Source organism: Streptomyces sp. TE5632 (assembly GCF_054061295.1).
Map to the genome: position 1 here is coordinate 5,037,440 of NZ_JBSSEA010000003.1, position 24,815 is coordinate 5,062,254.

Sequence of the window (24,815 nt, forward strand, 5' to 3'; positions counted from 1 at the left end):
ACCGCCCGGTCGGGACGCCGGGACCGATTGTCAGTGCCCGTCCGTAGAGTCGAGGACGGCTGAGGTGATCACGCGGGCGGAGCGGACAGGAGAGGGCGGGAGGTGACAGGACGGATGAGCGAGGGGACGACCGTGACGGCCGAGCGGCGCACGGCCGGGGCGGAAAACGCAGGGACCACTGTGAACACAGAGGCGACGGAGGCGACAGAGGCGACGGAGATCTCCGTCGGACTCGCCGCGGTGTTCCTCCCCGCACCCCTTCCGCGCGACGGACGGATCGCCTTCTACGACCCCGAGGGCGATCCCGTCGATCCCGCCGATCCCACGGATCCCATCGACCCCACGGATCTCACGGGTTTGACCGCCCCCGCACCGGAGCCCGCACCGGAGTCCGCTCCGCGTACCCGGCTCACCGTCACCCGCCCGCACGGCGCCGGGGCGCGGCGGCGAACGGTCCGCGCCCACTTCCTGCCCCTCGACGAGGCCCTGCCCCTGTTGGTCCGCGCCCGGCACGATCCCGCCGCCCACCCCGCCACCGCCTGCTGGGGCGCCGCCGCCCTGCACGCGCTGCGGCTCACCGCCCGCGGCCGGCTGCTGCCCGGCCTGACGACCACCGGCCACGACGCCTGGCGGGCCGGCCCGCTCGACCCCGACGACGTGGCGCACCTGCGCGCGGTGGCCGCGGCCCTGCCGTTCGAGGGGCACGCGGTCCCGCTTCCCGGCTCCGGCCCGCTGCGGCTGCCGGAGCCGGAGGCACTCGTCCGCGCCTTCCTCGACGCGGTCGCCGACACCCTGCCCCGCACTCCCGCCGCGCCGTACGCCTCGGGGCTGCCGTTCGCCGCGCAGAAGGCCCAGCGGCTGCCCGGCGCCCACGACTGGGCCGCCGAGGTCGCCGCCGGAATGGACGCCGGGGTGCGCGTCTCGCTCCGCCTCGACCTCTGCGCGTACGACCTGTTCGACGGCGCCGACGAGAGCGCGGCCGGCGACGGCGCGCGCGGGGCCGGTGCGGCGATCGTCCAGGTGCACAGCCTCGCCGACCCCACCCTCGTCGCCGACGCGGCGGCCCTGTGGGCGGGTACGGCGGACAGTGCGTTCGGCCCCCGCGCGCGGGTGGACGCAGCCCTCGCCGTCCGACGGGCGGCCCGTGTCTGGGCCCCGCTGGACCGGCTCTCCGACCAGGACGTACCCGACGTGCTGGCCCTGTCGGAGGACGAGGTGAACGACCTGCTCGGGGTGGCCGCGACCCGGCTCGCGGCGGCCGGTGTCGCCGTGCACTGGCCCAGGGACCTCGCCCAGGACCTGACCGCGACGGCGGTGGTCCGGCCGGCACCCGGTTCGGCGACCGACGGGAGCGGCTTCTTCGAGAGCGAGGACCTGCTGCGGTTCGGCTGGCAGCTCGCGCTCGGCGGCGATCCGCTCACCGAGGCCGAGATGGACGCCCTGGCCGAGGCACACCGCCCGGTCGTCCGGCTGCGCGACCAGTGGGTGCTGGTCGACCCGGCCCTCGTCCGCAAGGCCCGCAAACGGGAGCTGGGTCTGCTCGATCCCGTCGACGCGCTGTCCATCGCGCTCACCGGGACCGCGGAGGCCGATGGCGAGACCGTCGAGGCGGTCCCGGTCGGCGCCCTGGCGGTGCTCCGCGACCGCCTGACCACCGGTGTGCAGCCCGCCGCCCCACCGCCAGGACTCGACGCCACCCTGCGCGACTACCAGCTGCGCGGCCTGGCCTGGCTCGACCTCATGACCTCGCTCGGCCTCGGTGGCTGCCTCGCCGACGACATGGGCCTGGGCAAGACGATCACCCTCATCGCGCTGCATCTGAAGCGGGCCCGTAGCGAGCCGACGCTGGTCGTCTGCCCGGCCTCATTGCTCGGCAACTGGCAGCGGGAGATCACCCGGTTCGCGCCCGGCGTCCCCGTGCGCCGCTTCCACGGCCCGGACCGCACCCTGGAGGACCTGGCCGGGGGCTTCGTCCTCACCACCTACGGCACCATGCGCTCGGCCGCCCCGACGCTGGCCGCACAGCGATGGGGCATGGTCGTCGCCGACGAGGCGCAGCACGTCAAGAACCCGTACTCGGCCACGGCCAAGGCGCTGCGCACCATCCCGTCCCCGGCGCGCGTGGCGCTCACCGGCACCCCCGTCGAGAACAACCTCTCCGAGCTGTGGGCCCTCCTCGACTGGACGACCCCCGGACTCCTCGGCCCGCTCAAGTCCTTCCGCGCCCGGCACGCCCGCGCGGTGGAGAACGGCGAGGACGACCAGGCCGTCGAGCGCCTCTCCCGCCTGGTGCGGCCCTTCCTCCTGCGGCGCAGGAAGTCCGACCCGGGCATCGTCCCCGAACTGCCGCCCAAGACCGAGACGGACCACCCCGTTCCGCTCACCCGTGAACAGGCCGCGCTCTACGAAGCGGTGGTGCGCGAGTCGATGCTCGCCATCGAGACCGCCCAGGGCATGGGTCGCCGCGGCCTGGTGCTGAAGCTGCTGACCGCGCTCAAACAGATCTGCGACCACCCGGCGCTCTACCTCAAGGACGAGCACGCACGGGCCGGCGGCGACCGCCTGGCGGCCCGCTCGGGCAAACTGGCCCTGCTGGACGAACTGCTGGACACCCTGCTCGCCGAGGACGGATCGGCCCTGGTCTTCACGCAGTACGTCGGCATGGCCCGGCTGATCACCGCGCATCTGACCGGGCGCGCGGTCCCGGTCGAGCTCCTCCACGGAAGTACGCCGGTACCGGAGCGGGAGCGCATGGTGGACCGTTTCCAGAGCGGTACGACCCCGGTCCTGGTCCTCTCCCTGAAGGCGGCCGGCACCGGCCTGAACCTCACCCGCGCGGGCCATGTCGTCCACTTCGACCGCTGGTGGAACCCGGCGGTCGAGGAGCAGGCCACCGACCGCGCCTACCGCATCGGCCAGACCCAGCCGGTCCAGGTCCACCGCCTCATCACCGAGGGCACGATCGAGGACCGTATCGCCGAGATGCTGGAGGCCAAGCGGGCCCTCGCCGACGCGATCCTCGGCTCCGGCGAGTCGGCGCTCACGGAACTGTCCGACCGTGAACTGTCCGACCTGGTCTCCCTGCGGAGGACGCCATGAGCCCCCGCCCGTCCGACCAGGCGCGGGAGGCCCTGCGGGCGGCCCGCCGGCGCGCGAGCGCCGAACCGGCGGACACCGGCACCCCGGACCGGCACCCCGCGCCCGGCCCCGTCCCCGTCCCCGTCCCCGGCCCGGGCCCGGACACCGGCGGGCACGGACAGCCCGCGAGCCGGGAGCAGCGCCCGGGCGACGTGGCCCGCGACGCCCTGCGCAGGGCGGTACTCGCCCGACGCACGGCGGGAGCGGGACGCCCCGAAGCGACCGGGCCCGCGGACGCGGCGGGGGAGGAGGGCATGGAAGCGGAGGCAGGCGACGGGGGCGCGGACACCACCGCACCGTCGGCAGCCGAAGCTCCCCGAAACCGGCCGAGCACACCGGACCGGCCGAGTACGTCGGACCGGCCGAGTACGTCGGACCGGCCGACCGCACCGGGTCCGTCGGACCGCACCGGCCGACGCCCCGGTGACATCGCGCGGGAGGCCCTGCGTTCGGCCCGGGAGGAAGCGCTGCGCGCACGCACGGAGCCCGCCGACCGGGAGCCCGCCGACCGGGAAACCGGTGCGCGGGAAACCGGTGCGCGGGAAACCGCCGTGCGGCGCGTCGGACAGCGCGCCGGGCGCACACCGTCGGGCACTGCTTCCCGGGTCCCGCGCACCACCCGGGGCGACCGCACCGAGAACACCCGGGCGAGTGAGCGAGCGGCGGGCGAAGGAGCGCACCAGGTGCGGGAGTTGCTCACCGACGCCTTCCCCTCACCCCCCGACGTGGACGGACCGGCCCCGAAGCCCGACGGAACCCGCCACGAATCCCCGACACTCCCGGCACCCCAGGCGTCTTCCACCCCGCCCGCCTCCCCGCCGTCGCACGCCCCCCGCTCCATGGCCGCCCCCGCCCGCGACGGCGAACTCCGCCGCACCTTCCCCGCGTTCCCGCCCGGCGCCTCGAACGGCCCGGGGTTCGCCGAGACCTGGTGGGGCAACGCGTGGGTCACGGCGCTGGAGGAGGGCGCGCTGGACGCCGCGCGGCTGGCACGCGGACGCCGGTACGCGCAGCGGGGGCACGTCGACGCCGTCACCGTCACCCCCGGGCTCGTCCTCGCCTATGTCCAGGGGAGCCGCCCCCGCCCGTACCGGGTGCAGGTGCGGCTGCGCACGTTCGGGGACGCCGACTGGGAGCGCTTCCTGGACACCGCCGCCGACCGGCCCGGCCACATCGCGGCCCTCCTGGAAAAAGAGCTGCCCCAGTCCCTCGCCGACTGCGGGGCCCCGCTGCTCCCCAGCCCCGGGGACCTCGAACCGCAGTGCAGCTGCCCCGACTTCGGACACCCCTGCAAGCACGCCGCCGCCCTCTGCTACCAGACCGCCCGGCTGCTCGACGCCGACCCGTTCGTACTGCTCCTGCTGCGCGGCCGGGGTGAGCGCCAGGTGATCGACGCCCTGTCCCGGCGCAGCGCCGCCCGAGCGGCCCGCGCCACCCGGGGCAGGGAACAGGAGCCCCTCCCCGGAGTGCGGGCCGGTGAGGCCGTAACCCCCCGCTGCCTCCCGCCGCTTCCGGCACCGCTGCCCCCGCCCCCGCACCCCGAGCAGCCGCCCGGGTACCCCGCGTCCCCCGGCGGCCCGGACCCGTTCGCGCTCGACCAGCTGGCCACCGACGCCGCCGCCCGCGCCCACACCCTGCTCACCACCGGCCGCGACCCCGTCGGCCGGCTCACGCTGTGGCAGGACGCGGTACGGCTGGCCGCCGCCCGCCCCGGCTCCGGGCTCACCGCGGCCACCCGCGCGCTGTACTCCTCGCTCGCCCGAGCGGCCGGCCGCACCCCGGCCGAACTGGCGCGCGCGGTCGCCGCGTGGCGCCAGGGCGGACCGACGGGACTCGAGGTCCTGGAGGACCCCTGGGATCCGCCGGCAGGCCGCTTCGACCGCGCCCGCCCCCTGCTCCTCGCCGCCGACCTGCCCGCCTTCCGTCCCTGGCGCAACCACCTCACCCACCCCCGCGGACACGTCCAGCTCCGCCTCGGCCGGGACCACCTCTGGTACGCGTACGAGTCCGAACCGGGCCATGACGACTGGTGGCCCCGCGGCACCCCCGACCAGGACCCCGTCGGCGCCCTCACCGGCCTGGACGCCCTGGATGCCTCGGACGCCCTGGACAGCCCGGACATCCGATGACCGGTCCCGCTTCCGACCACCACGCCGGGTTCGGCGACAGCGGGAACGCCGGCGGCGGTCCGGTGTACACGTCCGAGACGCGGATCCCCTGCGCCTGACGGACCCGGCAGGTCCCCGGCGGTCGGCCGGTTTCCGGCGTCGTCGACCGCATCCGGTCCGGCGCCGCACCGGTTGGGAGGTCCGGACCTCCGGCGGGCCGCTTCGGCCCACCGGTGCTCCGTTCACGTCCTTGACCTGCTCAGGTCTTCCCCGCGCCCGCTCCGGCCTCCTGCTTCCCGAGGTGTCGCGCCCGTCGCTTCCGAACCGCAGGCACCCTGATGGACACCCACGCTTTTCCGTCAGTTTTCGCAACCAGCCCACAAGAAGCACACAAAGCCATCACTATGTGACGCGACGGATGCGTCGACGACTGGCTTCTGAGGGGGACGCCGGCGTCACGCGCGGGGGTGCGTCGGCTCCGGTGGAGCGGTGTCCACCCCTGTCCGCGGGAGGGGACTGCACCGCATGAAGCGGATCACACGCACCGCCGTGCTCACGGTGGGCGCACTCATCGCTGCCCTGGGCGTGCCGAGCGCGGCCGCGCACGCCGCCGACGGCTCACCCCGCGTCGACCTGCGCGTCCTGGTCGTCAGCGACGGAGGCCCGGCCGTGGACGCGATCGCGGCCGCACTGAAGACCGCCGGCACGCCGTACACCGAAGTGGACCTCACCCGGTCCGACCGCCCCGTCATCGACTCCGGCTTCCTCGCCGACACCGTGGACGGGCGACCACGCGCCAAGTACCAGGCGGTGGTCCTGCCCAACGACAACCCGTTCCCGGTGAACTCGCCCGAGATGACGGCGCTCGCCGTCTACGAGCGGACCTACGACATCCCGCAGGTCGACGCCTACACCTACGCGCGTCCGGAGGCGGGCCTGGAGTACCCGGTCGACGGCGGCTACGCCGGCAGCATCGACGGGGTGCGGGCCGAGGTGACCGCCGAGGGCCGGGCAGGCCCCTTCGGCTACCTGGACGGCCAAGTCCCCTTCGAGGACAACTCGTCGGCAGTGAGCGAGAGTTACGCCTATCTGTCGACACCCGTGGCCGGTGCGGACTTCACTCCTTATGTCGAGGCCGCGGTCCCGGGCGGGACCGGGCGGGGTTCGCTGGTGGGGGAGTACCGGCACGACGGGCGGCGGGAACTCGTCGTCACCTTCGTCTACAACCAGTACCAGCAGCAGTTCGGACTGCTGGCCCGAGGCATCGTGGACTGGATGACCGGCGGCGTGCACCTGGGCGCCTCCAGGAACTACTTCGCCGTGCACGTCGACGACGTCCTCGCCGCCGACGACCGCTGGGACACGGAGCTGAACTGCACTCCCGGCGACGTCGACTGCCCGGAGGGCGAGGGCACACCCGACCCGATCCGCATGCTCCCCGCCGACGTGGACCACACCACCTCCTGGCAGCGCGAGCAGGACTTCACCCTCGACCTCGCCTACAACGGCGCCGGCAGCGTCGACCAGCGCCAGGGCAACGGCGGAGCCGATCCCCTGGCGGACAGGCTGATCGCCGAGCGGGACCGGTTCCGCTGGATCAACCACACCTACACGCACGCCTTCCTCGGCTGCGAGCAGGACACGACAGTGGTGCCGTGGCGGTGCGCCACCCACGCCGACGGCAGCACCAAGTGGGTCAGCCGCACGACCGTCTCCGACGAGATCGCCACCAACCGAGTCTGGGGAGAGACCGCCGGACTGCCCCTGCACAACGACGAGTTGGTGACCGGCGAACACTCCGGACTCAAGGTGCTGCCGCAGCAGCCCGACGACAACCCCAACCTGGCCCCCGCCCTCGCCGACAACGGCATCACCTGGCTCGCCTCGGACAACTCCCGCGATCCCGCACAGCGCAGGGTCGGGCCGGCCACGACCGTCTCGCGCTACCCGATGAACGTCTTCTACAACGCCGGGCGGACAGCCGAGCAGGTCGACGAGTACAACTGGATCTACACCAGCCGCGCCCAGGGCGGAAGCGGCATCTGCGAGGACAACCCGGCCAGCACGACGTGCCTGCCGGCTCCACTGGACATTGCGACGGGATACACCGAGCACATCGTCCCCCTGGAGACCCGGATCGCGCTCGGCCACGTCCTCGCCAACGACCCCAAGCCGCACTTCATCCACCAGTCCAACCTGGCCGAGGACCGCATCGCCTACCCGGTCCTGGACGGCGTACTCGACGGCTACGAGGCCCTGTTCGCCGATGACACCCCCGTGGTGAACCTGCGGATGAAGGACATCGGTGTCGAACTCCAGCGCCGTGCCGCCTGGGCCGACGCCCTGCGGGAAGGCCGGGTCACCGCCTACCGCATCGGCGGCTCGGTGACCGTCGAGGCGCCGGACGGCACGGCTGTCACCGTCACCGCGCCCACCGGGACCACCCTCGCGGGAGACGCGTTCGGCGAGGCCTACGCGGGCCGGGTGTCCGGCTGGACGCGGACGGCGGGCCGGACTCCCCTCTCCTTCACCCTGCCGGCGTCCGCCACGGACGGCGCTGCCGCAAACGGCACCGACGGCGACGGACCGGCCCCGGACGGGAAGGCCCCGGCCGTCGAACCGGCCCCGGACACCCGGGTCCCCGCCGGCGTGAGGGACCACGTCCCGTACACCGCGCGGAGCTGAACGGCGCACCGACCCACCCGAGGCACCGCACCCGGTCACCGACGCGTGACCGGGTGCCGGGGCCCGGCACGACCCTCCCCGCACCCCACCTCCCCACCCCGCACCCGGCCGTGGAGCCCACCGATGTACGTTCACCACGGCGCGCGACGCCCCAGCTCGACGCGCGTCACCCTGCTCACCGAAGGCACCTATCCGCACAGTCACGGCGGTGTGAGCGTCTGGTGCGACCAACTCGTCCGCGGCATGCCCGACGTCGACTTCGACGTCCTCGCCGTCACCGGCACCGGCCGCGAACCCGTCGTGTGGGACCTGCCCGCACACGTCTCGAACGTCCTGACCGTCCCGATGTGGGGAACCCCGCCCGCGGGCCGCCCGCCCGGGCGGCGTCCGCGCGAAGTCCTGACCGGTGCCTACGAGCAGTTCCTGACGGCGCTGCTCGACCCGTGCGCGGAGAGCGGATTCGCCCCGGCCCTGTACACCATGGCGCGGGCCGCCGCCGACGGAACACTCGGCCCGTTCCTGCGCGGCGACCGGGCGATCGCCGTGCTGACCGCCGTGTGGAACCGCCGGGGCCTGGTCGTCCGTGAGGCCCGCCCCACGCTGCACGACGCGGTCACCGCCACCGGGCTGCTCGAGCACGCCCTGCGCCCGCTGGCCGCGCCCCTGCCGAAGGACGGGGTCGCCCACGCGGTCAGCGGAGGTGTCGCCGTCCTGCCCGGACTGGCCGCCCTGGAACGGCACGGTGTCCCCCTGCTCCTCACCGAGCACGGCGTCTACCTCCGTGAGCGTTACCTCGGCTACCGCACCGGCCCCTACCGCTGGCCGGTCAAGGCGCTCGTCCTGGGCTTCTTCCGGCTGCTGGCCGAGGAGAGCTACCGCAGGGCCGCCCTGATCACACCGGGCAACCGCTACAACCGGCTGTGGGAGGAGGAGGGCGGGGCCGACCCGGCGTCGATCCGCACGGTCTACAACGGGGTGGACCCGGAAGCCTTCCCGCCGGCCGGACCCGAACCGGACGCGCCGACCCTCAGCTGGGCCGGCCGCGTCGACCCGATCAAGGACCTGGAGACCCTCATCCGGGCCCTCGCCCTGGTCAGGGCGGAACGCCCCGGCGTCCGGCTGCGGTTGTTCGGCGGGACACCCCGGGGCGGGGAGGCCTACCGGGAACGGTGCGAGGCCCTCGCCGCCGAACTCGGTCACGGGGACGCCGTCGTCTTCGAGGGCCGCGTCGACGACATCAGGGACGCGTACGCCGCCGGCAACGTCGTGATGCTCTCCAGCATCAGCGAGGGCTTCCCCTTCACGCTGATCGAGGCCATGTCCTGCGGGCGGGCGACGGTGTCCACCGATGTCGGCGGAGTCCGCGAGGCCGTGGGGGACACGGGTCTCGTCGTACCGCCACGGGACCCGGCCGCGATGGCCGCCGCCGCGCTGGAACTGCTCGGCGATCCCGCACGGCGCGCGGCCATGGGGGAGGCCGCCCGGCTCCGGGTGATCGAACAGTTCACCCTGCGCCGGACCGTCGACACCTTCCGCGCCATCTACCTCGAACTGTCCGGCACCCGCCGGCAGCCGACCGGGGCGGGAACACGGGACGGCACGGGAACGTACGCGCAGTGGCCGGCCGGCCGTGCCGCACCGCCCCCGGACGAGCGCACACCGGTTCCGTCACCCGTGGCGACGAGGAGCGTCGCCGTATGAGCGGCCCCATGGCACTGGAGCCGGGCGGAGCCGAACAGGACACCCTCGCCCTCCGGCCGGCCGCCGCCCTCCGGGTGCCGCGGGTCCTCCCGGCCGACGACCCCACCCTCGTCGTGCGATTACCGCGGCCCGTACCGGACCAGGAGGAGGTGGACCGGCTGGCCGCCCACCTGGCCGACCGCATCGGCCCCGCCGTCCACCCCTACGAGGTGGCCGCGCTGCTGGAGGCGGAAGGACTGCCCACGGACGCCGTCCGGCAGCGGTACGGCCATCCGAACCTGTTCTCCCTGGCCTCCGCCCTGTACGAGCGCGTCCCCAGGACGTTCCCCGAGATCGCCCCCGCCCCCGACCCCTGGCGTCCCGACACCGTGCGCTGCCTGCTGCGCGGCGTGCTGTTCGCCCTGCCCGGCCTCGCCTACCTGCTCGCCGCACCGCTGGGGCAGGCGGCACGGTACGCACCCGCCCTCATCGCGGCCGGTGTCGTCTCCTGGGCCTGGAGCCAGGCCCTGGGGCACCGCGCCCACCTGCGCCTGGCGACGGGGCGCCACGAGGCGGGCCGCACCCTGCTGACCGGGGCCGCCCTCGGCGCGGCCCTGGCCACGGCGACCGCGGCCGTGGTGGCCGGCGGCGGACCGGCCACCCTGGCCGCCGCCGCACAGTCGCTGTACCTGGCCGCCGCCTCGGTGCTGCTGGTCCTCGCCCGGGAACGGCTGCTGCTGGCAGCCCTGACACCGCTGATCGCCGGCGCCGTGCCGCTGCCGTGGTGGGAGCCCGGCCCCGTGCTGAGGCTCGGTCTGCCCCTGCTGGCGCTGGTGGCCACGCTCGCCGCCGCCGGCCGGTCGCTGCGGAGTGTGCTCGGCACCCCGTCCGCCCCCGGTGCGCTCCGGCCACCCCTGCGGGCCTCCCTGCCCTACGGACTCTTCGGCCTCGCCGCGGCGTCCCTGGTCCTGCTGGAGGGCCGACAGCACCCGTACGCCGTGATCGTGCTGACCGTGAGCATGGGGCCGGCCGAGTGGCTGCTGTACCGCTACCGCAGCCGGTCGGTCGCGGCGCTGCGGGCGACCGCGACGCCCACCGGCTTCCTCCTGAGGTCGGCCGGCCTCCTCGCTCTCTGCCTGCTCGCCTACCTCCTGCCGTTGACGCCCGCGGCCCTCCTCACCGGAGCCGACCCCGCCGCCCTGCTGCTCCTCGCCGCGACACTGTGGACCGCCCTGCTGCTCCAGGCGTTCGGCGTCGCCTGGCCCTCCGCCCTGATCTGCCTGACCGCCGCGGGCTGCGCCGCCCTGGTCACCCTGCTGCGCCTGCCACCGGGGCCGGCCGTCCTGCCGCTGTGCTGCGCCGCCGCGGCCCTGTGCCTGTCGGCGTGCGTGCTGCGGCTGCTCGGCCGGCCGGCGGTGCACGCCTGACCGCCCGCGCGCACGACACCACCCGCGGCCCGCACAGCGCCGCCGCACCATCACCCGTTCAAGCAACCGGAAGGACACCTGCGTTGACCTCCGCACCGCTCGCCGCCGTCACCGGGGCCGAAGGCTTCATCGGCTCCCACCTCACCGAAGCGCTCGTCGCCGCCGGATACCGCGTCCGGGCCATGGCCCAGTACAACTCCTTCTCCTCCTACGGATGGCTGGAGACCCTGTCCCCGGACGTCCTGGACCAGGTGGAGATCGTCCTCGGCGATGTCCGGGACCCCGGATCGGTACGCGGCCTGCTCGAAGGGGCAGACAGCGCCTACCACCTGGCCGCGCTCATCGCGATCCCGTACTCGTACCGGGCGCCGCACAGTTACGTGGACACCAACGTCACCGGCACCCTCAACGTGCTCGAATCCGTACGCCAGTTGGGCACGCCGAGGCTGGTGCACACCTCCACGAGCGAGACCTACGGCACCGCGCGGACCGTCCCGATCACCGAGGACCACCCCATCAACACCCAGTCCCCGTACGCCGCTTCGAAGGCGGGCGGGGACCGGCTGGCCGACAGCTACCACGCGAGCTTCGACACGCCGGTGGTGACGCTGCGGCCGTTCAACACCTTCGGGCCGCGCCAGTCGATGCGCGCGGTGATCCCCACCGTCATCGGCCAGGTCGCGGCGGGGGAACGCACCATCACCCTCGGCGACCTGCGGCCCACGCGGGACTTCACCTACGTCGAGGACACGGCGCAGGCCTTCCTCGCCGTCGGCACCGCACCCGCCGAGCAGGTCGTGGGCCGGACCTTCAACGCCGGGACCGGCGGGGAGATCTCGGTCGGCGACCTCGTCGCGCTGATCGGCAAGGTCATGGACAGCGCCCTCGACGTACGGGAGGACGCGGCACGGCTGCGGCCCGCCAACTCCGAGGTGATGCGGCTGGTCGCCGACGCCACCCGGCTCGCCGCCGCCACCGGCTGGAAGCCCGCCCACACGCTGGAGCAAGGACTCGCCCGGACCGTGGAGTTCTTCCGCAACCCGGCCAACCTGGCCCGCTACAAGACCGGCATCTACAACATCTGACCCGTCCCGTCCGACCCGTCCCGTCCGGCCCGCACCATCCGATCGGCGTCCGGCACATCCCCGGGGAACACGAAGGATCCGAAGGAGAAGCCCCATGCACGCAGTGATACTGGCAGGAGGCAAGGGCGTCCGGCTGCGGCCCTACACCACAGCCCTCCCCAAGCCACTCGTCCCCATCGGCGACCAGCACGCCATCCTGGAGATCGTGCTGCGCCAGCTCGCCACGTCCGGCTTCACCCACTGCACCATCGCCATCGGCCACCTCGGCGAGATCATCCGCGCCTACGTCGGAGACGGCTCCCAGTGGGGCATGGACATCGACTACGCCACCGAGGAGAACCCGCTGGGCACCATGGGCCCCCTGCTCTCGCTGCGCGAGCGGCTGCCCGAGACCTTCCTGGTGATGAACGGCGACGTCCTGACCGACCTCGACTACGCCGACGTCCTGAACCGGCACCGGGCGTCCGGTGCCCCGCTGACCATCGCGACCTACGCCCGCAAGGTCCACATCGACTTCGGCGTGCTGACCACCCGGGCGAGCCGGGTCGTCGCCTTCACGGAGAAGCCCAGCATGGACTACCGCGTCTCCATGGGCGTCTACGGGCTGTCCCGCTCGACGCTCGAGGGCTACACGCCCGGCCTCCCGCTGGGCTTCGACGAACTCGTCCTGGACCTCCTCGCCGCCCAGCGCCCGCCGCACGCCTACGAGTTCGACGGATACTGGCTGGACATCGGACGCCCGGACGACTACGACCGGGCCAACGCGGAGTTCACCACCCGCAAGTCCATGCTGCTCAAGGGGGCCTGAGCACCCGTGCGCGTTCTCGTCCTGGGCCGCACCGGCTACCTGGGCCGTCATGTCGTCGCCCACCTGCGCGGCCTGCCGGACACCCAACTGCCCGAGGCCGGCCGCTCGACCGCGGGGGCCGGCGCGGGTCTGCGCATCGACCTGGCCACCGACTCCCCCGACCGGCTCGCCAAGACGCTGGCGGAGGCGGCGCCCGACGCCGTGATCAACTGCGCGGGCGCGACCGCCGGGGACGCGGTCACCCTGGCCGAGGTCAACACCCGCGGCCCCGCCGTCCTGTGCGCCGCGCTGCGGCAGGCCGCTCCCCGGGCACGCCTGGTGCACCTGGGGTCGGCCGCCGAGTACGGCCCGGGGGAACCAGGCGCCAAGGTGACGGAGACGGCGGCGACCCGCCCGCTCGGACCGTACGGCGCGACCAAACTCGCGGGCACGGCGGTGGTGACGGCCTCCGGCCTGGACGCGGTGGTGCTGCGGGTGGGCAATCCGGTGGGACCGGGTGCGCCGCCCACCGGCCTGCCCGGCAGGGTCGCCGCCCTGCTGCGCGAGGCCGGCGCGTCGACGGGAGCGGGGCCAGGGGCAGGGGCGGAGACAGGGACAGAGGCAGGGGCGGTGCTGCGGCTCGGTGACCTGTCCGCGTACCGCGACTTCGTCGACGCGCGCGACGTCGCGCGTGCGGCGGTGCTCGCCGTCATGGCGGCCGGACCGCTCCCGCCCGTCCTCAACATCGGCGGCGGTGAGGCGGTCCGGGTGCGCGACCTGGTACACCTGCTGGCCCGCCGGGCCGGTTTCGGGGGACGGATCGAGGAGGACACGGGGGTCACGGGAGGCTCGGCCCGCTCGGCGGCGGTGTCCTGGCAGTGCTCCGACATCACGGCGGCGGGCGAGGCACTCGACTGGCGTCCCTCGTACACCCTCGAGGAGTCACTGGCCGCGCTGTGGGCGGACGGCGGCACGGGCGCCGGCGACCAGGGCGCCACCGGTGAGGACACGACCGGCACGGAAGGCGACCGCGCGCCGTGAGCCTGCTGATCCCCCTGTACGTCCATCCGGCCGAGGACCCGGGCGCCTGGCACCGGCTGATCACGGCAGCCGACCGTACCCACGCCGTCGTGCTCAACCCCGCGAACGGACCCGGGACCGGCCCGGACCAGGCGTTCACGGCGGTCGCGGACGCGCTGCGGGCGGCCGGCGCCCGGCTGCTCGGCTACGTCGACACCGACTACGGCGCGCGGGACCCGTCCGCGGTCACCGCCGACGCGCGCCGGCACCGGGAGTGGTACGCGGTCGACGGCTGCTTCCTGGACCGGGTGACCGCGGGGCCGGACGGCCTGCCGGGCTGCCGCAGGCTGGTCCGGTCCCTGCGCCGGACCGGCGCGGGGACCGTCGTGCTCAACCCCGGAGTGGACCCGGCGCCCGGCTACGTCCGCCTCGCCGACCTGACCGTCACCTTCGAGGGGCACTGGTCCACCTATGTCGCCGCGTTCAGCCGCTCCGTCCGGGTGAAACCGCATCCACCGGAACGGATCTGCCACCTCGTCTACGGTGTGCCCGAGGCACTCGTGCCCCTGGCCGTACGCACCGCGCAGGACCGCGGCGCCGGGGTCTGCTGCCCCGTGACGGGTGAACTGCCCAACCCCTGGGCCGAGTTGACTCCTGCCCTGACCGTGACCGAAACCGAGGGACGAGCATGACCAGGAAGCCGCCACCCCACGCGCCCGTGCCGACTGTGCTGGCCGCGCTGGTCGTGCTGGCCATCACGGCCCTGGCCGGGTGCTCCGCCCCGGACGGCGCCAAGGACACGGACGCCGCCCGGTCGTCCGCGCCGCCCCGCACCTCGCAGGAGGCCCCGGCCGGGGCCTCCCCCACCCCCGGCGGGGAACTCTGGCGCCCGCGCCCCGGGCTCGCCTGGCAGTGGCAGCTCGACGGCAGGGCCGACCCGTCGGCCGAGGTGCCCGTCTACGACATCGACGGCTTCGAGAACACCGCAGCGGACGTGGCCCGCCTCCACCGCGACGGCCGCAAGGTGATCTGCTACATCAACGTCGGCGCCTGGGAGGACTTCCGGACCGACCGGGACGAGTTCCCGCGATCCGCCCTCGGCAGGACCAACGGCTGGCAGGGCGAGCGCTGGCTGGACATCCGCCGGATCCCCGTACTGAAGCCGATCATGGAGCGGCGGTTCGACATGTGCCGGGACAAGGGCTTCGACGCGGTGGAACCGGACCTGGTGGAGGGCTACGACCACGACACCGGGTTCCCGCTCACCGCCGCCGACCAGCTCCGCTACAACCGCATGATCGCGGACATCGCGCACGAACGCGGTCTGTCGGTGGGCCTCAAGAACGACCTGCCACAGATCCCTCAGCTCGTGGACGAATTCGACTTCGCCGTCAACGAGGAGTGCGCGCAGTACGGCGAGTGCGCCGAGCTCACTCCGTTCATCGAGGCGGGCAAGGCGGTCTTCCACGTGGAGTACGCGGAGCCGACCGGTGAGTTCTGTGCCGAGTCCCGCGAGCTGAAGCTGTCGTCCATGCGCAAGAAGCCGGAACTGGGGGTGTGGCGGGACCCGTGCTGACCCGGAGGAACCGGCTGTCCTCCCTCCGGTGGCGGCACCGCACGACCCGTCCACCGGACACGACCGCTGCGTACGCCGAACACAGCGGTGTCCGGTTCTCGCCAGTCCGCGGTAAATGCCTGGACTGAGAACCTCCCCTGACGGGAAACTTCCGACTTCCGAACTTCCGGGAGAGTGATGGGGACAACCGATATGCGAGGGCCGACGCCGGGCAGGAGCGCGGTCGTTCTGGCACTGCACCGCTACGGCCGGGAACTGCTGCGACTACGACTGCTGGCCCTGCCCGCGCTGCTGCTGCCGGCCGTGGGCAACATCGGCATCCGCTATGTCGCCCCCCTGCTGATCGCCAAACTGGCAGGGCAGGCCGCCGGCGACGGCGGTCTCACCCTCAGCTCGGCGCTGCCGTACGTGCTGGGCTTCGGCGTGACGCTGCTGCTCGCCGAGGCCGTGTGGCGGGTCGGGCAGCACTGCCTGAACCGCGTGGACGCCCTCGGCATGGAACACCTGTACGTGAGCGGCATGGACGAACTCCTCGCCAAGGACGCGGCGTTCTTCCACGACAACTTCGCCGGCTCCCTGACCAAACGGGTGCTCAGCTTCGGCAAGCGCTTCGAGGACTTCGTCGACACGCTGACGTACCGGATCGTGGGCAGTCTCGTCCCCCTGGTGTTCGGCGCCGTGGTGCTGTGGAGCTACGAACCGATGCTCGTCGTGGGCCTCCTGGTGATGATCGCGCTGACCGTGGTGGCCGCGACACCGCTGATCCGTCGTCGGCAGAGGCTCGTCAACGACCGTGAGGCCGCGATCGCCCGGGTCTCCGGACACGTCGCCGACAGCCTCATGAACATGGAGACCATCCGGGCGTTCGCGGCCGAGCGGCGGGAGGCCGACGAACACCGCAGCCGTGTCGCGGACTCCCGGCGCCTGACGCTGAAATCGTGGGACTACGGCAATCTGCGCGTCGACACCCTGATCGCCCCCATGTCCGTGCTGACCAACGTGCTGGGCCTGTTGGTCGCCGTCGCCTTCGGCGGCTCGGGCCAGGGAGTGGAGGAGATCGTCGTCGCTTTCACCTACTACTCCAACGCGACCCAGATCATGTTCGAGTTCAACCAGATCTACCGGCGCCTGGAAAGCTCGATGACCGAGGCCGCGCAGTTCACGGAGCTGCTGCTGGATCCGCCCACCGTGCTCGACCCGACGGAACCCGAACCGCTCGCCCCGCGGGACACCGGCGTCCGCTTCGAGGCGGTGACCTTCGCCCACACGGGTGCGAAGCCGATTTTCCAGGGACTCGACCTGGACGTGCCCGCAGGCGCGCGGATCGGTCTGGTCGGCAGGTCCGGCGGCGGCAAGACCACGCTCACCCGGCTGCTGCTGCGGATGTCGGACATCGACGACGGACGCATCCTGATCGGCGGTCAGGACATCAGCCGGCTGCGCCAGAACGACCTGCGCTCACTGATCGCCTACGTTCCGCAGGAACCCGCGATGTTCCACCGCAGCCTGCGGGACAACATCGCCTTCGCCCGGCCCGGCGCCACCGACGCGGAGGTCCACGCGGCGGCCGCGGCCGCGCACGTCACGGAGTTCGCCGACCAACTCCCGGACGGCTTCGCCACTCTGGTGGGGGAGCGGGGAGTCAAACTCTCGGGCGGCCAGCGCCAGCGCGTTGCCCTCGCCAGGGCCATCCTGCGCGACGCCCCGATCCTGCTGCTCGACGAGGCGACCAGCGCGCTGGACTCGGAGAGCGAGCTCCTCGTCCAGGACGCCCTGTGGCGGCTGATGGACGGACGTACCGCCCTCGTCGTCGCCCACCGCCTGAGCACCGTCGCCGGCATGGACCGTCTCGTCGTCCTCGACCGCGGAAGCGTCGTCGAGCAGGGCACCCACGAGGAACTGCTCGCGGCGGACGGTGCCTACGCCAAGCTGTGGCAGCACCAGTCGGGCGGCTTCCTCGGCGAGAGCACCGAGTCGGCCCTCGGATGCCCGGTCCCGGAATCCGGTCCCAGCGGGCTGCCCGGACCGGCCGACCCGGCGCCGGACGGGGCCCGCAGCAGGGACGTACCTGAGACGGCCCTGAAGTCCCGAGTGAACCACGGGTCCTTGTAGGTGGTGCCCTGGGTCGCCTTGAGGAATGCGACGGAATTGCCCCGTGCGACGCGCTTCCAGTCGATGGCCTTGCCGGTGGCGTCGTGGTTGTGGTGGCTGGTGTCGACACCCTTCACCTCGTAGGTGCTCGGGGAGGCGGCGAGGCTCGGCGTGGCCACGCCGGTCACCAGAGCTCCGCCCATGAGGGACGTGGTGACGAGCGCGGTGGCGGACAGGTGCAGAACGCGGCGGCTGCGTGCATGCCTGGACACAGTTGTCTCCTTCGAAGAGGTGGCCGAATGACCGGAGTGGGGGGAATGGCTCAACAACGCAGTGGTGAATCGACCGCGTCCTACACTTTCGGCCCGTCAACTGATTCATGCACAGGCGGTATTTCTTACAAGCCTGCTGATTAGGGCTTATGCAAGAGGCCCAGGGAGAACACATCAATGGGCGTTGAAGGTCACGAGTCTGCGAAGACGGCGAAACAGCAACTCGCGCAGCTCTTGAGGAGCTGGTGGGAGCAGGACCCCGGCAAGATCACGCAGGAGGCGCTGGCGCGGCGGATCACACAGCGGGGTGTGCGGACCAGCCAGGAGATGCTGTCGCGGTATCTGAACCGCACCCGTCCCACCCTCGTCCGGCCCGACCTGATCCGGGCGATGCACGAGGTGCTGGGCCGCGCACCGGAGGAACTGGCACAGGCGCTCGCACTGCACGGCAAGGCGACGGCTGAGACGTCACCGGGCCGGGGTCAGGCACTGCCTCCACCCCGGGGCTGGGAGGGCTCCCCGTGCGTGACGGCTCCGGACGGATCCCTGCACACGGCTTCGGAGGGGGCCTTGTCCGAGACGGCCCCGGACAGCTCCTTGCCCGTGACGGCTCCGGTATCCGGCCGGGACACGAGCCCTGCCGGTTCCAGGCCGAGGCGGCCGTGGCTCCTGTTCGCGTCGGCCGTCGCCGTCGGCGCCGCCGTGCTCACCGCGGCAGCAACACTCGAAGGAGGAGACGGACGGGAGGAGGGGGAGACGCCCGCCCGTTCGGCGACGCCCACGCGATCCCTCACCGCTGGGCCCCTCCCGACAGCGCACTGCCGCGACGAGTCCTGCTTCGGCATCGACCCGAAGTACGCCATCTGCAAGGAGGACGCCGCCACCTACTACACCGGCACCGCCCACAGCGTCCTCGTCGAGCTGCGGTTCAGCCCGACGTGCCAGGCCGCCTGGGCCAAGATGAGCGGCACCTCGCAGGGCGACGTCGTCCGGGTCACCAACAACGCGGGCCGTTCCCGCCACTACACCCAGCAGTGGGGCCGCGACGCCCACACCACCATGGTCGAAGCCCGGAACCCCGACGACGCCACAGCATGCGCCCGCACCCCCCGCGGCGAGGTCTGCGCCACGAAGCCCGCGACCCCCGGCACGGCTCCGACACCGGGGCGCGGCTAGCCCGTACCGGCAGAACGCGTGAGACGCCCCCGCAGCCGAGAGCGGTGCATCACCGCTGTTCAGCGACGTGCATAGCGGACGGTGCATAGGTGAATCAAGAGCAGAGCCCCGAAAGCCCGCTGAAGCCGTGCGACGTCGTGCAGAGTGATTCACAGCCGCCGAGCGGAAGCCCCCTCACATCACACCCCTCAGGGGCCCGTTCCCGCCTGCGCTCAAGCGCACCGAAACCATCCCTTTTCAGCCAAGGAGTCACGCATGCCCAGGACCATCACACGTCCGAAGACCGTACGTCTGACCACCGCGGTCATCGCCCTGGCCGCGCTCACCGGCACAGCTCTGGGCTCCGCGCCCGCCGGCGCCGCACCCGCTGCCGCCACCGTCACCCAGGTGCGGGCAGCGGCCGTGGCCTGGCCGACCCTGAAGGCCGGGGCCAAGGGCCCCGAGGTCACCGCGCTCCAGCACCTGCTGACCGCCCGCGGACACTCCCTCCCCGCAGACGGGGCGTTCGGCCCGGCCACCACCCGCGCCGTCAAGGCGTTCCAGCGAGCCCAGAAGCTGACCGCGGACGGCATCGTGGGCTCGGGCACCTGGGGCAAACTCGTCCCCACCCTGCGGGAAGGCGCGCGAGGCCCGGCGGTGAAGGCCCTCCAGACCCTCTTGAAGGCACGTGGACAGGCCGTGACCGTGGACGGTGCCTTCTCCGCGGCCGTCACGGCGAAGGTCAAGGCATTCCAGAAGGCCAGGAGCCTCACCGCCGACGGGATCGTCGGCCGGCGGACCTGGGCCGCGCTCCTCGCCACCGGAGCGGGCGCCCCGTCCGGCAACCGTGCCGCGCTCGCCAAGCAGATCCTCAACACCGGCGGCATCTCCCTGGCCACCGTCCACCCCGGCGGCAGCCACGCCGGATCGACTGCCAAGCAGAACATCATCGACACAGCCAACGGCAAGGGCGCCCTCACCAGCCCCTGGAGCGACAAGCCCAACCGGAGGGTCGCCCTCGACACCCGGATGCTCAACGGGCTGCTGAAGCTGCGCACCCAGTACGACTACCGGATCTCGGTGTCCGAGATCGTCGGCGGAGACCACAGCAAGAACTCCAAGCACTACGCCGGTCTCGGCTTCGACATCAACTACATCAACGGGCGTCACGTCGGTGACCGCGCCCCGCATCAGGCCCTGATGGCGGCCTGCCGCAAGCTCGGCGCGAAGGAAGTCCTCGGCCCCGGGGCCGCCGGCCACAGCCGCCACGTGCACTGCGCCTGGCCCCGCTGAACCGAACCGAAGGGGTGACTGCCCTGGGTGAGCACCCTGCTCACCCAGGGCAGGATGCCGCGGAACAGCGCCACTTTGCCGTTCGCCGTGGGAAACCAGGACGTGTCACGACAGCGTCCGTCGGGCATCCCGACCGGCCGGGTGAGGGACAAGCCCAGGAGCCGTTGAGTCGGCCGATCGGCCAGCCCCTGCGGCCGGACAGGACATATGTCGACGGAACTCCGCCAGGCAAACCGATCGATCCATGGCCATCGGCGATGGTCGGTTTGTGCCCGGACGACCTCGCCGACGTGGTCCCTGCGGCAGGAGGCCGCCCAGGGCGGCGCGGCCGATTGCTCCGACGAGGCTCACCGGTCCGGGTGGGGCAATGCCGTGGGCGGCCACGATCTGGTCGGCGGCGACGTCGAGCAGCACGATCATGCTGACGCGCTCTGCCGACAGGCCCGGCTGGGCGGTGACCACGTCGCCCGCGATGGGCACCAGTGCCTGGTGGACCGTCAGCAGTGCGTAGACCTCCTGCTCGATTCCGGGGACCGCCGCGAGCGCAGCACCCGCCCGTCGAGGACGGTCGATTTCAGCGAGAAGTAGCAGGTCTCGGCCTGCCACCTGCGGTGATACGGCGTGATCAGCTCGTGTGCGGGGTAACGCTCGGCATCCAGAGCGCTGGGCCTGAAGCCCGCCGAACGACTTGCCCTCGCCCTCCGCAGTCAAGGGAAGCGGGAAGGTGTCAGCGGCTTTCCAACGGGGTGTTCAGGCCCTCGTGCAGCACATCTGCCCGCGAAGACCACCACCGCGTCCCCAGGGCCCGTGCAGAGGAGACCACGGCCGGCGGCGAGACCGAACCGGTGGCCGTGAAGCCGGGCGTGTGGATCTCCAACACCAAGATCCGCCGCGGCGAACTCACGGATGTGCGGCGCGCCGCGCTGGGAGTCGAGTGGGCATGGTCGGATCAATAGAGGCACAGCCTCAACCCACCTGACCGAGCCATCGGGGATCCGAACCTGCCCCTCGCCCTTACAGAGCGAAAGGGGGTATGGGCCAGAGCGGTGTCCACGACTTCTCCTGCCGTCAACTCGTCTGTGAAGCCCTCCATGTCGGGGTGGTAAATGAGATTGAGCACGCGAGGATGGGGCACGCTCGCTTCGAGAATCTCAACGAGCCTATCGTCCTCCTCCTCCGTCCCGTTTGCTGCCATGATTTCGCGAACGAGCTCGACGAGCTGATCGCGATTAAGGTCACGCACGTCCACCGCACCTCACTGATGGTAGTTGGGGTCCAACACCTCGGCACGATACCGAGGAGCCGCAACTGCCAAGTTATCCAGATCACAGACACCGTCGCCATGTTGAATTGGTGTCACGTGATGCAGGACGTACTCATTATTTTTCCTACGGCCTGCTGGTTCGCCACAAACGGCGCTCCACCGGCAGCCGTACGTGTCCTTTTTGCTTTACTGAAACCTGCTGCCAGGCCCGGGTCATCGGCAACAGCCTTCCAGAAAGCTTCGCGAAAATCCCCGAATGTCTTGAAGGGTTTCCCCTGCAGCTGTCGGCCGATCTGTCCTGGGATCTTCCCTGTGCTTCCACGGGTTCCCTTGAGCCACCCGCCCGACATGTCGGACAGGCGCCCGCCACCTGTTACGGCGCCTGGAGGGTTCCTCAGCTCTGTGGCCGTCCTGGTCCCCGTTATGGCCGGGCGATTCTTCAGTCCTTCGGCGCCCAGGATCGAGGTTTCGGTCTCGTGCGCCTGCCGCCTCCACCCTGTGAGGCCGCCGACCCCGACGAGGGCCGCTTGCCGGGTCAGTTCTTCGGCAGCCTCGGCGTACAGGTCGGCGAGGGCGTCGCAGCCCTGAAGTTCCCCCGCTGAGCTGGACAGCCTGATGCTGGGACGGAAGGTCTCGGAGGAAGCAGTCCCAGGCAGTGGGCAAGAAGAGCGACACGAGCAAGCGGTACACGGCCGAGTGCGCCAACGCGACGCGGTCGCGTTGGCGCACTCGTCAGGGAAGACGGTCACCGAGGTCGCCGGGAGACCGGCGTCAGCGCCGCGGGACTGCGCAACCGGGTCAGGCAGGGCCAGGCCGACCGCGGGCACGGGCCGGCGGGCGCCCTCACCAGTGACGAGAAAGAAGAGCTCCGGCGTCTGCGGCGGGAGAACCGGGAACAGCAGCAGACCATCGAGGTCCTGAAAAAAGCCGCGGCCTTCTTCGCGAGGGAATCGACGACGTAGCCGTGCGCTACGCGTTCATCGATGCGGAGAAGGCCACCGAGCACACGGGGCTCCACCGGACCCTGACCCCATCCCGAGGCCAGGGCCGGCGACTTCGTCCGGTGCCCCGCGGCCCCCGGGGTCCTCCTGGCCGCCGTACCGGCCGTCGCCCCCGCTGAGCCGATGCAGCGCAAACGGCCCCGCGGCGCGGTGATCCGTCCTGTCGGCAGATCGGGAACGGGCCGTCAGATCCATTCCTCGCAGGCCGTCAGATCGCTGGACACCTCACCGGTGTTGACGATTCCGGTTGGTTCCATGATGGCGATCTCGCACTCTCGCTCGGCGCGCGGCCTGTGAGGGACGCCGCGCGGCACGACGAACATCTCCCCGGACCTCACCACTGCACTCGGGCGGTCCTTGAGGTCGATGGTCAGCTCACCCCGCACGACGATGAAGAGTTCGTCACCCTCGGGGTGGTCGTGCCAAACGAATTCACCTTGGACCTTGACCACCTTGAATTCGAGGCCGTTCGCCTCGAGAACCGTCTTCGGTGACCAGTGCTCGGTTATTTTCGCCAGCTTTTCGTCGATGTTGACGGTTGTTTCCGGTCGGGCCATGTTCTCTCCTCGCTCTGCGTGCTGCGGGGGTGGATGACTGCCATTCGCGGCAGCCCGTTCCATCCCGGAGGGTTTTTCGCCGAACCTGTGCGTGCCGTGGGGTATTTCCCCGGCCGGAGGTGAGCCAAGAAGCTTCCGGCCAGGTCACGGCCGCCGTCAGCATCGGACGGCGGGTGACGGGATGTCAACCCGCACCCGCAAGGACGCGACGAGGACCGTGCGAGGACAGGGCCACGAAGGATGATCCACGAAAGGCACCGCACGTTCCTGTATCCCGGTCGATTCCACAACGGCGCATTCGCTGTTCCGTGTTTTCCGGGACCGCACCGGGCCGTGTGGCGGGACGACTTCGACGAGTTCAGGAATCCTCGAAAGGACGTGACCTCACGATGACCGAGACTCAGATCGGGCCCGTAGGCTCGGGCGTGGCGATCGCCGACGACGCGATCGTCCCCGAGGACATCAAGGACGACATCACGCGGTTCATGGAGGACGGTTTCACCGGTCCGGTCAAGCTCTACGAGCCCGACGAGGCGGCCGAGATCCTGCGCGAGGTGCGCGTCAAGAACCAGGACACCACCCACTCGGTGTTCAAGAACAGCATGAACTACGACCGGCACCTGGACATTCCGGAGCTGTCGCGGCACGTCACGCATCCGACGATCATCAAGTACCTGAACGCGATCCTCGGGCCCGATGTGCTGTCCTGGCGCACCGAGTTCTTCGCCAAGTTCCCCGGCTCACGGGGCACCGAGTGGCACCAGGTCCGTGACTACAGCTACGCCACCGGCAAGCCGCAGCTGGTGCCGACGGCGACGGACTGGAACGCGTACATCGACATCACCGTGTGGACGACCTTCACGCCGGCCACCAAGCGCACCGGCTGCATGAAGTTCGTGCGGGGCTCCCACCGCGAGCGCATCTTCGACGAGGCCAAGTCCCCGGCGCGCGGCCGTGAGGCACGCTACGCGACGGACCACGTGACCACGTTCACCAAGGACACCGGCTTCTACGGCTACGACTTCTCCGACTTCGCCGTGGATCCCGGCTGGGAGCCGCGTCCCGAGGACGTCGCCGAGGTGGAGCTGCAGCCCGGCGAGGCCCTCATCTTCACCGCCTCCTGCGTGCACGGCTCGCTGCCCAACATCACCGAGCGCGAGACCCGGTTCGCGATCACCTCCCGCTACGTGCCGACGCACGTGCGTGTCTACCCCGACCAGACCTCCTACACGGCGCACGGGCACGACTTCGACCTGACGGACTACGGCGCCGTCCTGGTCTCGGGCCGGGACACCCACGGCCACAACCGGCTGCGCACCACCAATGCCCACGGCGAGCCGTTCGTCCTCAAGAACACCCACTGACGCGCCCACACCCGGCCCGGTCACCCGGTCGGCCACGGCAGGAAGGACACAGCGTGATGCAGCAGAAGATCGGCAAGATCTGGGAAGACGCCCTCAAGCTGGACGACATCTCCCCCGACGACGACTTCTTCGCCCTCGGCGGACACTCGCTCGTCATGGCAGAGATACAGGCGGCGATCGCCCAGGAGCTGGGCATAGAGGTGCCGATGGACGAGTTGTTCCGGCACTCCACGATCAAGGGCATTTCGGCCCATCTGGAGTCCCGCGCCGCGGTGTCGTGACGCCGCGCCGTCCCGCGGCGCCCCCGGGCGC

Annotated in this window: 19 protein-coding genes and 1 pseudogene; 17 read left to right on the forward strand and 3 right to left on the reverse strand. The window is 71.9% G+C overall.

Annotated elements, in window-relative coordinates; translation table 11 throughout:
* Window positions 1–114 precede the first annotated feature (114 nt).
* The 14 genes from ACVW19_RS28230 (at window position 115) to ACVW19_RS28295 (ending at window position 20,905) form a co-directional block, all read left to right on the forward strand.
* Window positions 115–3,099 carry an SNF2-related protein gene (locus ACVW19_RS28230; RefSeq protein ID WP_457462852.1) on the forward strand — a complete coding sequence of 995 codons (2,985 nt, stop codon included), beginning with the start codon at window positions 115–117 and terminating at the stop codon, window positions 3,097–3,099.
* Complete coding sequence (locus ACVW19_RS28235) at window positions 3,096–5,267, forward strand: SWIM zinc finger family protein (protein WP_457462854.1); 2,172 nt, start codon at window positions 3,096–3,098, stop codon at window positions 5,265–5,267. Before ACVW19_RS28230 ends, ACVW19_RS28235 begins: the two co-directional genes overlap by 4 nt.
* Window positions 5,268–5,771: 504 nt before the next feature.
* A complete protein-coding gene (locus tag ACVW19_RS28240; protein WP_457462856.1) occupies window positions 5,772–7,931 on the forward strand; it encodes a hypothetical protein in 2,160 nt (719 codons plus the stop codon).
* A gap of 123 nt (window positions 7,932–8,054) precedes the next feature.
* Entirely contained in the window at window positions 8,055–9,632 is a 1,578-nt protein-coding gene (gene pelF, locus ACVW19_RS28245) for a GT4 family glycosyltransferase PelF (RefSeq protein ID WP_457462858.1), read from the forward strand.
* Window positions 9,629–11,038 carry a hypothetical protein gene (locus tag ACVW19_RS28250; protein ID WP_457462860.1) on the forward strand — a complete coding sequence of 470 codons (1,410 nt, stop codon included), beginning with the start codon at window positions 9,629–9,631 and terminating at the stop codon, window positions 11,036–11,038. The genes pelF and ACVW19_RS28250 overlap by 4 nt, the downstream gene beginning before the upstream one ends.
* An 83-nt stretch (window positions 11,039–11,121) precedes the next feature.
* Window positions 11,122–12,123 carry a GDP-mannose 4,6-dehydratase gene (locus ACVW19_RS28255; protein WP_457462862.1) on the forward strand — a complete coding sequence of 334 codons (1,002 nt, stop codon included), beginning with the start codon at window positions 11,122–11,124 and terminating at the stop codon, window positions 12,121–12,123.
* 94 nt (window positions 12,124–12,217) lie between these two features.
* A complete protein-coding gene (locus ACVW19_RS28260; protein ID WP_109378847.1) occupies window positions 12,218–12,931 on the forward strand; it encodes a sugar phosphate nucleotidyltransferase in 714 nt (237 codons plus the stop codon).
* A gap of 6 nt (window positions 12,932–12,937) precedes the next feature.
* Window positions 12,938–13,951 (forward strand): NAD-dependent epimerase/dehydratase family protein, encoded by a 1,014-nt coding sequence (locus tag ACVW19_RS28265; RefSeq protein WP_457462865.1) that lies wholly within the window; start codon window positions 12,938–12,940, stop codon window positions 13,949–13,951.
* Window positions 13,948–14,622, forward strand: coding sequence for a spherulation-specific family 4 protein (locus ACVW19_RS28270; RefSeq protein WP_457462867.1), 675 nt, complete (start codon window positions 13,948–13,950; stop codon window positions 14,620–14,622). Before ACVW19_RS28265 ends, ACVW19_RS28270 begins: the two co-directional genes overlap by 4 nt.
* Window positions 14,619–15,506, forward strand: a complete 888-nt coding sequence (locus ACVW19_RS28275; RefSeq protein WP_457462869.1) for an endo alpha-1,4 polygalactosaminidase — start codon at window positions 14,619–14,621, stop codon at window positions 15,504–15,506. Before ACVW19_RS28270 ends, ACVW19_RS28275 begins: the two co-directional genes overlap by 4 nt.
* A gap of 177 nt (window positions 15,507–15,683) precedes the next feature.
* Window positions 15,684–17,618, forward strand: a complete 1,935-nt coding sequence (locus ACVW19_RS28280) for an ABC transporter ATP-binding protein (RefSeq protein WP_457462871.1) — start codon at window positions 15,684–15,686, stop codon at window positions 17,616–17,618.
* Window positions 17,619–18,046: 428 nt separating this feature from the next.
* The gene (locus ACVW19_RS28285) at window positions 18,047–19,045 is read left to right on the forward strand and encodes a DUF2690 domain-containing protein (protein ID WP_457462872.1); all 999 of its coding nucleotides are present in this window, start codon (window positions 18,047–18,049) and stop codon (window positions 19,043–19,045) included.
* Window positions 19,046–19,300: 255 nt separating this feature from the next.
* Window positions 19,301–20,317, forward strand: a complete 1,017-nt coding sequence (locus tag ACVW19_RS28290) for a peptidoglycan-binding domain-containing protein (RefSeq protein ID WP_457462874.1) — start codon at window positions 19,301–19,303, stop codon at window positions 20,315–20,317.
* A 207-nt stretch (window positions 20,318–20,524) separates the two neighbouring features.
* Window positions 20,525–20,905, forward strand: coding sequence for a hypothetical protein (locus tag ACVW19_RS28295; protein WP_457462875.1), 381 nt, complete (start codon window positions 20,525–20,527; stop codon window positions 20,903–20,905).
* A 361-nt stretch (window positions 20,906–21,266) separates the two neighbouring features.
* Here ACVW19_RS28295 and ACVW19_RS28300 read toward each other — a convergent pair whose 3' ends face one another.
* A complete protein-coding gene (locus tag ACVW19_RS28300; protein WP_457462876.1) occupies window positions 21,267–21,566 on the reverse strand; it encodes a bacteriocin immunity protein in 300 nt (99 codons plus the stop codon).
* Between the two features lie 6 nt (window positions 21,567–21,572).
* A pseudogene (locus tag ACVW19_RS28305) lies at window positions 21,573–21,931 on the reverse strand (hypothetical protein).
* 126 nt (window positions 21,932–22,057) lie between these two features.
* Between ACVW19_RS28305 and ACVW19_RS28310 the strand changes: the two are divergent.
* Window positions 22,058–22,183: a hypothetical protein gene (locus ACVW19_RS28310; RefSeq protein ID WP_457462877.1), complete on the forward strand. Its 126-nt coding sequence runs from the start codon at window positions 22,058–22,060 to the stop codon at window positions 22,181–22,183.
* Between the two features lie 584 nt (window positions 22,184–22,767).
* Here ACVW19_RS28310 and ACVW19_RS28315 read toward each other — a convergent pair.
* Entirely contained in the window at window positions 22,768–23,139 is a 372-nt protein-coding gene (locus ACVW19_RS28315; protein ID WP_457462879.1) for a cupin domain-containing protein, read from the reverse strand.
* Window positions 23,140–23,528: 389 nt separating this feature from the next.
* On the opposite strand from ACVW19_RS28315, the gene ACVW19_RS28320 reads away from it, so the two are divergent.
* Together ACVW19_RS28320 and ACVW19_RS28325 are read left to right on the forward strand one after the other, a co-directional pair.
* Entirely contained in the window at window positions 23,529–24,503 is a 975-nt protein-coding gene (locus ACVW19_RS28320) for a chlorinating enzyme (protein ID WP_457462881.1), read from the forward strand.
* A gap of 56 nt (window positions 24,504–24,559) precedes the next feature.
* Window positions 24,560–24,784 carry a phosphopantetheine-binding protein gene (locus ACVW19_RS28325; RefSeq protein ID WP_457464816.1) on the forward strand — a complete coding sequence of 75 codons (225 nt, stop codon included), beginning with the start codon at window positions 24,560–24,562 and terminating at the stop codon, window positions 24,782–24,784.
* Window positions 24,785–24,815: the final 31 nt, after the last annotated feature.